The 12,617-nt window shown below is 71.2% G+C and carries 9 protein-coding genes; 2 read left to right on the forward strand and 7 right to left on the reverse strand.

Annotation, left to right across the window (positions count from 1 at the left end; all coding sequences use genetic code 11):
- Positions 1–280: 280 nt before the first annotated feature.
- From LQV45_RS09000 to LQV45_RS09010, 3 genes are read right to left on the reverse strand one after another with little or no spacing between them, the layout of a single operon-like run.
- Positions 281–1,222: a 3-hydroxyacyl-CoA dehydrogenase gene (locus tag LQV45_RS09000; protein ID WP_230006710.1), complete on the reverse strand. Its 942-nt coding sequence runs from the start codon at positions 1,220–1,222 to the stop codon at positions 281–283.
- Positions 1,219–2,490: an iron-containing alcohol dehydrogenase gene (locus LQV45_RS09005; RefSeq protein WP_230006711.1), complete on the reverse strand. Its 1,272-nt coding sequence runs from the start codon at positions 2,488–2,490 to the stop codon at positions 1,219–1,221. The genes LQV45_RS09000 and LQV45_RS09005 overlap by 4 nt, the downstream gene beginning before the upstream one ends.
- Entirely contained in the window at positions 2,487–3,980 is a 1,494-nt protein-coding gene (locus LQV45_RS09010) for an NAD-dependent succinate-semialdehyde dehydrogenase (protein ID WP_230006712.1), read from the reverse strand. Before LQV45_RS09010 ends, LQV45_RS09005 begins: the two co-directional genes overlap by 4 nt.
- Before the next feature lie 106 nt (positions 3,981–4,086).
- On the opposite strand from LQV45_RS09010, the gene LQV45_RS09015 reads away from it, so the two are divergent.
- Both LQV45_RS09015 and LQV45_RS09020 read left to right on the forward strand, forming a co-directional pair.
- Positions 4,087–4,794 (forward strand): GntR family transcriptional regulator, encoded by a 708-nt coding sequence (locus LQV45_RS09015; RefSeq protein ID WP_230006713.1) that lies wholly within the window; start codon positions 4,087–4,089, stop codon positions 4,792–4,794.
- Positions 4,795–4,927: 133 nt separating this feature from the next.
- Entirely contained in the window at positions 4,928–6,649 is a 1,722-nt protein-coding gene (locus LQV45_RS09020) for a sigma-54-dependent Fis family transcriptional regulator (protein WP_230006714.1), read from the forward strand.
- A 282-nt stretch (positions 6,650–6,931) separates the two neighbouring features.
- Here the strand turns inward: LQV45_RS09020 and LQV45_RS09025 are convergent, their stop codons facing one another.
- The 4 genes from LQV45_RS09025 to LQV45_RS09040 all read right to left on the reverse strand — a co-directional run.
- Positions 6,932–7,990, reverse strand: a complete 1,059-nt coding sequence (locus tag LQV45_RS09025; RefSeq protein WP_230006715.1) for an ABC transporter permease — start codon at positions 7,988–7,990, stop codon at positions 6,932–6,934.
- Positions 7,987–10,554 carry an ATP-binding cassette domain-containing protein gene (locus LQV45_RS09030; RefSeq protein WP_230006716.1) on the reverse strand — a complete coding sequence of 856 codons (2,568 nt, stop codon included), beginning with the start codon at positions 10,552–10,554 and terminating at the stop codon, positions 7,987–7,989. The genes LQV45_RS09025 and LQV45_RS09030 overlap by 4 nt, the downstream gene beginning before the upstream one ends.
- A gap of 26 nt (positions 10,555–10,580) precedes the next feature.
- Positions 10,581–11,300, reverse strand: a complete 720-nt coding sequence (locus LQV45_RS09035) for an SDR family NAD(P)-dependent oxidoreductase (RefSeq protein ID WP_230006717.1) — start codon at positions 11,298–11,300, stop codon at positions 10,581–10,583.
- Positions 11,301–11,370: 70 nt separating this feature from the next.
- Positions 11,371–12,617: ABC transporter substrate-binding protein (locus tag LQV45_RS09040; protein ID WP_230006718.1), on the reverse strand; the 1,247-nt coding region annotated here is incomplete at its 5' end.

The following is a 12,617-nucleotide window of genomic DNA, read 5'->3' on the forward strand; positions in this document are numbered from 1 at the left end:
CAAACCCACTGCACGCTGCAGTGGAGACGTCAGTCAGGTGCAGTCTCGGCGAAACGCGGGCGCCCGCGGCCCCGCCCCACCGCGCTGCGCGCCACCGCGCTGCGCGCCCACCTGTCGCGCTGAGGCGTCCGCGGCACCGCGAGACTGCATCCCGCTGACAAACCCACTGCACGCTGCAGTGGAGTTGTCAGTCAGGTGCAGTCTCGGCAAGACGCCGGGCCGGCGAAACCGAGGCCGGTCAACCAAAGGGGTGCGGGACGCGCACCGGCTTGCGCGGCGCTCAGGATGCCGCCTCCCACAGCGGTGTCAGCGCCATCAGGCGCGCGTCGCGCCACCGCACGCGCTCGTCCCAGTCCTCGAGGGGCAGCGCCGCGCGGCGTTCGGCCTCGACCCGGGCGACCAGGTCGGGCGTCCACGGGTCGTGCTGCCCGCGCTCGGCGCCCATGCGTGCGTACGACGCGCCCATGCGTTCGGCGTGCGCCGCGATGCCGCCGCGCACGTTGAGGTCGCTCGTCTCGAAGGGGCCGATGATGCTCCACCGGCGGCCCAGGCCGCTGCGGACGACCTCGTCGACGTCCGCGGCGTCGACGATCCCGTCGCGCACCAAGCAGTAGGCCTCGCGCAGGAGCGCGCCCTGCAGTCGGTTGAAGACAAAGCCCTCGATCTCGCGCCGCAGCAGCACCGGGCGCAACCCGGCCGACCGGTACACGTCGGCGGCGCGATCGACGACTCCGGATGCCGTCACGGGCGAGGGGACGACCTCGATCACCGGCAGCAGATACGGCGGGTTCCCCGGATGCCCCACGACCACGCGCGCGGCGATCTCCGGGGCGAGTCCGTCCGCCAGGATGGACGGGGCGATCGCCGACGTCGAACTCGCGAGGATCGCATCGGCGGGGGCCACCGCCGCGAACCGTGACAGCACATCGCGCTTGAGGTCGGCGCGTTCGGGGGCGCACTCCTGCACGAGCTCCGCATCGCGCGCGGCCGCCGCGGCATCCGTGTGCCATCCGATCCGCGCCGCCACCACGGGAGGTTCCTCGTCGAGCAACCCCGCGTCGCCGAGGAGCCGCAACCGGGCCCGCACGTCGGCGCGACCCCGCTCGAGTGCGGCCTCGTCGATGTCGAAGACCGCGGTCGCGCGCCCCGCGCGGGCGAAGAGCACCGCGAAGGCGACGCCGATCGCCCCCGACCCGACGATCGCGACGGGTCGGGCGCTCACTCGCCCCACCAGTCGTGGTCGGCGGCGTGGCCGCGGCGCAGGATCTCGAGCACGGCCGCGCGGGTCAGCTCCCGCGGGTTGTTCGCCGTCAGTCGCGTGGCGAGCATCGCCTGGTCGGCAACGGCCTCGAAGTGCTCCGGCGAGAGGCCGAGGGTCGCGAGGTCGGTCGGAGCCCCCACCGCTCGCAGCAGTCGCTCGACGGCTCGGATGCCCTCCCGCGCCCGTTCTTCGTCGCTCGCGGAGGAATCCTCCGCCCCGAGGAGCTGGGCGATCTCGGCGAACTCCGCGACACGGCTCGGCAGGTTGTACCGCATGACCCAGGGCAGAAGAGCAGCGACGCCGAACCCGTGCGGCGTGTGCGTCAGGTTGCCGATCGGCGACTGGATGGCGTGCGCACCCGCGGTGCCCGCGGTGTTGATCGCCATCCCCGCGCAGTACGAGGCGAACATCGTGTCGGTGCGGGCGGCCAGGTCAGAAGGATCGGACGCCACCGCGGGCAGCGAGCGGCCGAGCAACGACAGCCCCTGACGCGCGTACACGTCGGTGAGCAGGTTCTTGCCCGCATAGAGCTTGGTCGCGAGTTCCTCCGACGTCGGGTTCTTCGCGCGCCCGGTGAAGGCCTCGACCAGGTGCGACAGCGCGTCCGCGCCCGTCGCGGCGGTGAGCCCGGGCGGACACGTCAGCGTCAGCTCCGGATCGATGACGGCGACCGTCGCCTCGAGGTGCGGACTCGCGACTCCGACCTTCATGCCCCGCTCGCCATCGAAGACGACCGAGATGCACGTGACCTCGGAGCCCGTTCCGCCGGTCGTGGGGACGGTCACCACCGGTACTCCCGGTCCGGGCACGAGGAACTCGCCGTAGTAGTCGCGCACGTCGCCGCCGTTGGCGAGCACGACCGCCGACACCTTCGCGAGGTCGAGGCACGACCCACCACCGACACCGACGATCACGTCGATGGGCAGCTCGCGATAACGCTCGGCGACCGCCATGACGTTCTCACGGGGCAGCTCGGGCTCCGTGCGGTCGAACACCTCGACCTCGACGCCCGCGGCGCGGAGCCCGTCGGCGATCTCGCCGAACTCGGCGCTGGAGGACATCCGCTCGTCGGTGACGAGCAGGGCGTGGTGCCCGATCTCGGAGACGATCCGAGGCAGCTGGCGGCGCTGCCCGGGCCCGAACAGGACCGAGCGCGGCTGACGCAGCAGCCCCAGCGCCAGGTCGTTCTCGGTCCGGGCGGCGGCGGGCAGGACGGTGGTGTCGCTCACGAGAGGGCTCCTTCTTCGTCGACGGTGACGGCGAGATACTTCGGCTCGAGGAATTCGTAGATGCCGTCCTGGCCGCCTTCGCGCCCCAGGCCGGAGGCCTTCACGCCGCCGAAGGCCGCGGCGGGATCGGCCATGATCCCGCGGTTGATGCCCACCATGCCGAAGTCGAGCCGCTCGGCGACGGCGAACGCGCGGGACAGATCACGCGTGAACACGTACGCGGCCAGACCGTACCGGGTGTCGTTGGCGAAGCGGATGGCATCCGCCGTGCTCTCGGCGCGGTAGATCGCCGCGATCGGGGCGAAGAGTTCGCGGTGGCAGACATCGCTGTCGCGATCGTGCACCTCGAAGACAGTGGGTTCGAAGAAGTACCCGTCGCCGTCGATGGCGCGTCCCCCCGCGAGCAATGTCGCGTCGATGCGCTCGAACTCGGCGACGAGTTCGGCCACGCCGTCGCGCTGCCGAGCCGAGATGATCGGGCCGACGTCGGTTCCGGCCTCGAAGCCACTCCCGACGCGCAGCGCTCTGGCGAGGGCGACGAAGCGCTCGATGAACGCGTCGGCGACCTTCTCGTGCACGATGATGCGGTTCGCCGCGACGCACGCCTGACCGGCGTTGCGGAACTTCGCGACGATCGCCTGCGCCGCGGCGGCCTCGACGTCGGCGTCGTCGAGCACCACGAAAGGTCCGTCCCCGCCGAGCTCCATCGAGGCGTTGACGATCCCGGGAGCGGCCTGACGCAGGAGCGTCGCGCCGACCTCGGTCGACCCCGTGAAGCTCACCTTGCGCAGCCGCGGGTCGGCCATGACCTCGGCCGAGATCGCCGACGACGACGTCGTGTGCACGAGGTTGACGACGCCCGACGGGAAGCCGGCGTCGGTGAGGACCGACACGAACAGAGCGCACGTCAGCGGCGTCTCGCGGGCCGTCTTGACGATCGTCGTGCAGCCGGCCGCCAACGCGGCACCGGCCTTGCGGGCGATCATGAGCAGCGGGAAGTTCCACGGCGTGATGAGCAGCGTCGGCCCGACGGGCTGGTGCGTCGTGACGATGCGGTACCCCCCGCGGGAGCCGTGCGCGAACGAGCCGTGCAAGTGGGCGATCTGCTCGGTGTACCAGAGGAAGAAGTCGGCGCTGAGCTGGAACTCCGCCCGCGACTCCGCGAGGGGCTTGCCGCTCTCCAGCGTCATGATCTCGGCGATGGCCTCGCCCCGCTCGAGCAGCAGCCGGTGCGCGCTGGCGAACAGGTCGGCGCGCTCGCGTGGGGGCACCGCGCCCCACGACGCCTGGGCGGCGGCCGCGGCATCCAGCGCCGCCCTGCCGTCGGCGGCGGTGCCGTCGGCGACGCGGGCGATCTCCGCTCCGGATGCCGGGTCGTAGACCGCGAAGTCGCCGTCACCGGCCCGCCACTCGCCGTCGATGAAGAGATCCAACGGCACGGAGTGGCCGCGCAACGTCGCCGTTCGCGACGGCGGAGCGAGAGTGGTCATCGTTGATCCTTTCGGGAATCGTCATCTCGTATTACGGTAATAGCGACACCCGTCGGAGACCGGCGAGTGTCTCGATGTGAGACATCTCCCGAAAGGCCGCTCGCCCATGCCCGTCATCGAACGGCACGCCGCCCCGCTACGTCAGCAGGTCCTGCTGCTCTTGCGCGAGGAGATCCTCGAGGGCCGCCGCGCCCCCGGCGAACGCCTTCGTGAGAACGATCTGTGCACCGCATACGGGGTCTCCCGTACCGTCATCCGCGAGGTGCTCCGTCAGCTCGAGAGCGAGAGCCTGATCTCGGTGCTCCCCGGACGCGGGCCGATCGTGGCCGTGCTGACCAAGCGCGAGATCGAGTCGCTGTACGAAGTACGGGCGGCTCTCGAGGGTCTCGCCGCGGCCCTGTTCGCGCGACGCGCGAGCCCCGCCGACTGCGCCCGACTGATCGACCATCACGCCGCCATGACCGCGGAATATCTGCACGGGACGCTCGCCAGCCGCGAAGCGAGCAAGTCGGAGTTCTACCGGATCCTGCTCACCGGAGCCGACAACGAGGTGCTCTCGGACGAACTGTCGGGCGTCCACACCCGGATCGGCCTCTTCCGCCGCTACGCGTTCCTCGACGACGACCGCGTCGCGCAGTCGTTCGAGGAGCTGACGGCGATCGTGCGTGCCACCGCGGTCGACCGCGACCCGGTCGCCGCCCGCGCCACCAGCGAGCACCACATCGAGCTCGCCGGGCGCCTCGCGGTGCTCGAGTACGAACGGCGCGTCACCTCCGACGGCAGCCTCGTACACCTCGACGAGGTCGCGGTATGAGCACCGGACGCCCCATTCCGCCGAACCCGCTGGTGGGGTACTCTCAGCGCACCCGACAGCCCGCCCCTCGCATCCGGATCGTGTGATCCGCCTCGACGGGCGAGCGCGCCCGTCCTCGACGAAGGAGTCGAAGATGACCACCACCTCCGCGCGGCTCATCGAGCAGGCGAAGAACGAGATCCTCACCGCCTCGTCCGCTTCCGCCGCCCTGCGCCCCGACCTCGTGACCTCGTGGCAACGCTCGAAGGACGCCCTCGGCTCACCCGACCGCATCCGCGACGTGCCCCAGGTCGGCGTGGACCTGCTCGACAGCCACCTGCTCGAGATGTTCCAGGCTCCGCTCGCCCGCGTCTCAGACGAACTCGACGGCACTGGCCTGGGCCTTCTGCTCGCCGATTCCGAGGGACGAATCCTGCAGCGATGGACGCACGATCGCGCCGCCGCCGACCACCTCGACCGCCTCGGCACCGTGCGCGGAGCCGTGCTCTCAGAAGAGACCGTCGGCACGAACGGCGTCGGCACGGTCGCCGCCACCGGGCGCAGCGTGCAGATCACCGGCAACGAGCACTTCGCCGAGTTCTACCGCTCGGCGGTGTGCACGGGGAGTCCGGTGCGCCACCCGCTGACGGGCCGACTGCTGGCCGTGGTCACTCTCTCGACGCACATCACCGAACGCCCCGAACTCCTCCGCCCGTTGACGCATTCGATCGCCGCGCAGCTCGGACAGCACGTGATGGATGCCGAGCGCCCGGCGGCCCGCAGCATGCTCGCCGCCTTCCTCGCCGCCTCCCGCGTCCAGCAGGGGCCGGTCGTGGCGCTCGGCCCCGACGGCCTGCTGATGCAGAACCAGCGCGCCTCGCGGCTGTCGACCGCGGACATGGCGCTGGTGCAGCGCCTGTGTGCCGAGGAGTCGCGGGGCGGTCGGGTCAACGTCGAGCTGTCGTCCGGGTACGCCGATGTTCAGGTCACCCGATTGCAGGACGGCGCGGGAAGCGTCGCCGTCGTCACCGTCGGGGAGCGCCCGGTCACGCACGGCGGATTCGGGCCGCTCCGCCCCGCCCTCGCCGGGCGGTCGACCGAGTGGCTCGCCGTGGCTCAGACCGTCGCGCGGCACCGCGAGGCGCGCACGCCGCTGCTCATCGCGGGCGAACCGGGGACGGGCAAGACGTCACTGGCCCTCGGGCTTCCGCACCGCCCCGGCGCCGCCCGCGCCGCGACGGTCGTCGACGCCGCCGAGCGTCACGTGCTGGGCTCGCGCCGCTGGCTGCAGCGGTTGTCCGAACGGCTCGGCGCCGGCGCCCCCGTGGTGGTCAAAGGCATCCAGACGCTCGATGCGGGTTCCCTGTCGGGCATGGTGTCGCTCGTCGACTCGGCGCCCTCGCGTGGCGCCGTCCTCCTCACCCTGTCGGCCGCCGACCGCGCCGAGGCCGGATCGTTCGCAACCCGCGTCGGCTACCCGACGACGTGGGTGCCGGCCCTGCGCGAGCGTTCCGGTGACGTCGGCCCGCTCTGGCGGGTGCTGGCCGACCATGCCGCAGCCTCCGCGCACCTGGAGCCCACCCGCGACGCGCTCGCCGCCCTCGAAGCGCACGCCTGGCCCGGCAACATCGTGGAGCTGCGCAACGTCATCGAGCAGCTCGCGCTGAGCGGCCGCCGCGGTGCGATCGGCGCGTCCGACCTACCCATGTCGGTCCGGGGTGCGCGGTCGATGACGATGATCGAGCGCGCCGAGCTCGAGGCCATCCGGCGCGCCCTGCAGGAGGCCGGTGGCAACCGCTCCCGTGCCGCCGAGATCCTCGGCCTCTCCCGCGCCACGGTCTACCGCAAGATGAAGACCTACCGGCTGACTGCCTGACCGGCGGTCCCTGCCGATGTCCGCCCGGTGTCCCCGGGCGACGTCGATGATCGAGCGCGCCGTGCTCGAGGCCCTGCAGCGTGCGCTGCAAAGCCAACGGAAACCGTTCCCTCGCCATCGAGATCCTCGACCGATCTCGCGCCACCGTGCACCGCGAGACGGCGAAACCGCCCCCGCCACACGCTCCCGCCGCACGCCCCGACCGCACACCTCACCGCCCGCCGCGCGCGGAAGGGCGGAGGCACCCGACGCGCCTCCGCCCTCGTCCCGCACCGACCTCCGTCAGGACTCCCGAGCCATCCGGCGCACCGCCCTCCGCCGCACGATCACGGGCACGAACTCGCGGATGACGACGACCAGCACGAGCACGATCGCTTGCGTGAGCAGCTGCAGCGCATCCGGCCACCCGACCGACCGCAGGAGCTGCCCCAGCTGCGTGAGGAAGAGCGCGGCGACGGCGGTGGCTGCGATCGAGGCGATGCCGCCCGTGAGCGCGGTGCCGCCGAGCACGACCGCAGCCACAGTGGGCAGCAAGTACTGGTCGCCGAGGAACAGCGGCGGCGTCTTGGTGTACCCGGCCAGCAGCACCCCGGCCGCTCCGTAGCAGAGGCCCGCGAAGCCATACGCGGCTATCTGGTACATCCGTACCCTCACCCCGACCACGGCCGCGGCCGGCTCGCTCACGCCGACAGCGGTGAGACGCCGGCCGATGATCGAGCGCTGCGTGACCACCGCGGCCACGGCGATCACGACGATCGCGATGAGCGCCGTGTTCGGCACCCCGAGGGTCCGCGCGAGGGCGAACCGGTTGAGCTCGTCGGCCGCCCCCGAGGGGGTGCCGTTCGCGATCGAGAACACCGTGCCCAGGAGCACCGCGTTCATGCCGAGCGTCGCCACGAGCGGCATGATCCGCAACCCCGCGACGACCGCGCCGTTGAGCAGCCCGAAGACCCCCGGCAGCACCACCGCGGCGACGACCGCCGGCCAGACGCCCCACCCGTACTGCTGCGGTAGGGCCGTGGCCAGCACCGCGGCGAGCGCGATCATGCCCGGCACCGACAGGTCGAGTCCGCGCTGCTGGACGATGAGCGTCTGCCCCGCGGCGGCGATGGCGAGCACGGACGCGAAGGGCAACATCGACAGCAGGGGTGCGGCATCCAGGCTCCCCGGCGCGATCACCGGGCTCACGAGGAACAGCGCCACTGTCGCCACCGTGATGGGTACCCAGCTCCCCGCGAGCGCCCGCCGCCAGACCGCCTCGGCCGAGCGGCCGGTCGGGGGGACGGGCAGCGACGTCGTGGTGGTCTCCGGCGCGGAGCGCGGAGCATCGATCCGGGTCATGAGACACCTCCGGGAGGAGCGATGGCGACGCCTCGAGGGCGACGCCGACGACGACCGCTTCCGCGCAGAGCGGCGTAGAGCCCCGCGGCGGCGAGCGTGACGAGACCGGGCAGCCAGTACGACCACGCCTGAGAGAGCCCGAGGAACGGCGAGACGTTCAGGATCTGCTGTACGAGGAACGCCGCCGCGATCACCGCGAGGAACGACCCGCGCCCCCCGAAGATGCTCGTGCCCGCCAACACGACGACGGTGACGGATGCCAGCGTGTACGACAGCGACGGGCGACCGTCGCCGATCCCGATCTGAGCCATGAGGATCACCGCGGCCGGCAGCACGAGCAGCGAGCACAGGACGTACGAGAGGAACCGCACCCAACCGACCCGGATGCCGAGCCGAGCCGCGGCCGCGTCCTGAGATCCGACAGCCCGCAGCTGCACGCCCCAGCGGGTGCGGCGCAGCGCGATCTCGAGCAGGACGAGCACGACGACCCCGGCGATCGTGGCGATCGGGACGAGACCGACGCGAGCCTGGATCATGTCGGACACCCCGCCGAAGATGACGCCGCCCGGGGTGGACCGCAGCAGCAGGTAGAGACCCTGCAGCGCCATGAACATCGCGAGCGTGGCCACGACGGGACTGATCGCGAATCTCGTCACCAACAGCCCGTTGATGACGCCGACGCCGACGGCCCCGGCGAGCATGAGCGCGAGGCCGACGTAGAGGTTGCCACCGTCGACGATCCAGAACGACGACAACACGACGAGGAATCCCATGAGCGGACCCACCGAGAGGTCGAATCCCGACCCGAGGACGACGACCTGCTGCGCGGCACCGACGAAGAGCAGCGGCGCGATCATGAACAGCAGGTTGTTGAGGTTGAAGGGCGAGAAGTAGGCGCCGTTGGTGGTGGCAACGGCGACGGCGAGCGCGACGAAGACCGCGCCCAGGGCGACCGCCGGAGCGTGGTCGCCCCGCAACCAGGCGCGCAGGCGGTGACGGCGACCATCGGTTTGCTCGCGCGCGCGCACCGTGGTGGAGGTGAGAGCGGCGCGGGCGATCGCCGTCTCGGTCACCTCGTCGCCGGCCAGTTCCTCGACGACCTCGCCGCGGGAGAGGATCAGCACCCGGTCGCACAGCCCCTCCAGCTCGACGCCGTCGGACGAAAGGACGACCACTGCGGCGCCATCGTCCGCGGCCTCGCGGAGGATCCGGTAGATGTCCACGCGGGCTCCGGCGTCCACGCCCTGCGTCGGCTCCTCGGCGAGGAGGACTCGGGGGCGGGCGAGCAGCGTGCGCGCGAGGACGACCTTCTGCTGGTTGCCGCCCGACAGCGACGAGACGGCGGTGCGCGGGCTCGGGGCCTTGATCGACAGACGCCCGATCATGTCGTTCGCCCGCGTGAGCATCCGCCGGTCGCTGACGAATCCGAGTCGCGAGGCCTCGGGCAGGGTGCCGGACGAGACGTTCTCGGCGACGGACAGGGGCAGGAACACGCCCTCGCGGTGGCGGTCGGCGGGGACGTAGACGACGCCGGCGGCAGCCGCGCCGGCCGAGCCGCCGCGCACGCGACGGCCGTCGACGCTCACCTCCCCCGACGAGGGCTCGAGACCGGCGAGGGCGCGGATGACCGCGGCCTGGCCGTTTCCCTGCACTCCGGCCAACCCCACGATCTCGCCCGACCGCACGGTCAGCGAGACGTCGTGGAAGTGGTCGCCGCGCAGTCCGCGGACCGTGAGCCGATCGGCATCCCGGATCGTCCCGGCGATGCTGCCCTTCTCGGGGAACACGGCCTCGAGCTTGCGTCCGATCGCGCGCTCGATGATCTGCGCCTCGTCGACCTCGGCGGCCGGGAAGGTGCCCCGTACTTTGCCGTCGCGGAGCACGGTGATGCGGTCGGAGATCTGCTTGACCTCGGGGATGCGGTGAGAGATGTAGACCACCGCGGCACCGCCCGCGACGACCTCCCGCACGCGGGAGAACAGCTTGTGCACCTCCTCGAGACTCAGGTGCTCGGTCGGCTCGTCGAGAATCAGCACGCGGGGCTCGAGGGCGAGCGCCTTCGCGATCTCGACGACGAACCGCTGCTCGACAGACAGGTCGGCGACGCGGGATCGGGGGTCGATGTCCATGTCCCACGGGGCGAGCTGCTCGGCCGCCCATCCCACGGCACGGCCGAGGCCCCCGACACGACGGAAACCGACGCCGACCGCCATGTTCTCGGCAACCGTGAGGTCGGGCAGCAGCGCCGGGTCCTGGCGGACGATGCCGAGTCCCAGGCGCCGCGCCTCCTCCGGATCGGCGGCGGCGAGTTCGGTGCCGGCGATCCACACCGTGCCCTCGTCCGCGGCGAGCGCCCCGGACGCCACGGCCATGAGCGTGGACTTTCCCGCGCCGTTCTCGCCGACGAGGGCGTGGATCTCCCCGGCGCGCACGTCCAGGTGCACGTCGGTGAGGGCGCGGACGCCCGGGAAGGTCTTGGTGATGCCGTCCAGTCTCAGCAGGGAGGAGACCTCCGCGGCCGCCCCCGGCGGCGCCGGGGCCGTTCCGATGTCGATGTCGGTCATGGCGAATCCGTTCTGTCGGGTGTGCATCACTGGGCGAGGTAGCCGCCGTCGATGACGAGCTCGGAGCCGGTGACGAAGCTGGCCTCGTCGCTGGCGAGGAACACGACGCCCGCGGCGATCTCGTGGGGTTGACCGGCGCGCCCCATCGGGGTCTGCGAGACGACGTACGCGTTGACTTCGGCGGCCTGCGCGTCGGTCAGCGGCGTCTCGATGAACCCCGGGTGCAGGGAGTTCACGCGCACGTTCTGCGTGGCGTACGTGATGGCGGCGTTCTTGGACATGTTGCGGACCGCGCCTTTGGTCGCGTGGTACGCGTGGGCGCCGCCGACGGCGGCCGATCCCCAGATCGACGAGATGTTGATGATCGACCCGCCACCCTGCGTGATCATGTGCGGGATCACCTCGCGCATGCCCAGCCAGACCCCGGTCTGATTGGTGGCCACGACCTTCTGCCAGTCCTCCATGGCGAGTTCGTGCAGCGGGTCGTAGGCGATGATCCCGGCATTGTTGACGAGGACGTCGATGTGTCCGTGGGCGTCGAGCACCTCGCCGACGACGCGGCGCCAGTCGGTCTCGGACGCGACGTCGAGCGGCGTGTACTCGATCGGACCGAACGTGGGGTCGGCCGAGGAGCGGGAAGTGGCGATCGTCGTCGCGCCCTCTGCGTGCAGAGCCTCGGCGATCGCGCGGCCGATGCCGCGGCCGGCGCCGGTGACGACGGCGACCTTTCCGGTGAGTCGGTTCATGGCTTTCGTTCTCCTCCTGGGAGTGGAGTGGATGCCGGGGCCGCGGCGCCGCCGCGACCCCGGCGGGGGATCACTGGAACAGCTGCTTCAGCTGGTCGACCGACAGGCCGGAGGAGAGGATCGCGTCGGCGGGCAGGCTGCTCTCGCACTTCGGCTGCTTCGACGAGTCCGTGGAGTCCTCGATGATCTCGAGGTTGTACGTGGATGGCTCGTCGTTGGGCAGCCCGTTCGCCGCCGCGAGGGCCTTGTGCAGGGCGACGGTGACGACCCAGTTGCGCGAGGATTCCGTGGCGATCTGGTACGTCGGCTGCGTGTCCTTGTACTCGTACCAGAGGCAGGCGAACTCGTTGCTGTCGTTCGCGGACCACACCGGGAAGGGTTTGCCCGCGGCCTCGAAGGCCCGGATGCCACCGACCGATCCCCCACCGTAATCGGCGACGATCCCGTTGATGTCGCCGTACTTCGTGATCAGGCCGGCCACGACCTGCTGGGTCTTACCCGGCTCCCAGTCGGTGGCGACGGGGCCGTCGGTGTTGAGCAACGTGACACCGGGGTTCTCCTTCACCGCCTCGAGGACGCCTTCGTAGACACCCTGCGAGTACGAGTTCCCGGCGATGCCGCCGAGCATGACGAGGTTGCCCTTGCCACCCATCGTCGCGATGGTCCAGTCCGCGAGGTTCTTGCCGTAGGTCGTGATGTCCTCGGACACGAAGTCGACGTAGTCCTTCCCGGGGGTCCCGCCGGGCGAACCGACGAAGGGCACGATCTTCACGCCGGCCTCCGTCGCCTTCTGGATCGTGGGCAGGAGCGCCTCGCCACCGTCGACGAACGTGACGATGACGTCGACGCCCTGGGCCACGAGCGAGTTGATGTCGCTGATCGCCTTCTGGGTGTCGCCCTGTGCATCGGTGTAGAGGACCTTCGTGATGTTGGGGCACTTGGCCGCTTCTGTCTCGAAGATCGCGCGGGTGATCTTGCGCCAGGAGTTGCCGCCGAAGCCGTCGGCGAGCGCGACCGTGATGTCTTTGTCGCCGCAGAACTTCGAGATGTCCTGGATGTCCCCCTGGACTCCGACGGTGCCGGTGGTGACCTGGCTGGCGCTCGAGCCGGAAGACGGCTCGTCGCCGGATCCGGCCGACAGCGATCCGGTCGAACAGGCCGAAGTGAGCAGGAGTGCGCCGGCGGCGGCCAGGGCTGCCGCCGCGCGGAGCGCGGTGCTGTGTCGCATGTGCGTGCCAACTTTCTCGTCATTGAGAGCCGGCTGGAGGGTGGATCCCCCGCTGTGGATGCCGGCACGGATGTGGTGGTGTCCAGCAG

Source organism: Microbacterium sp. Bi128, assembly GCF_918698205.1.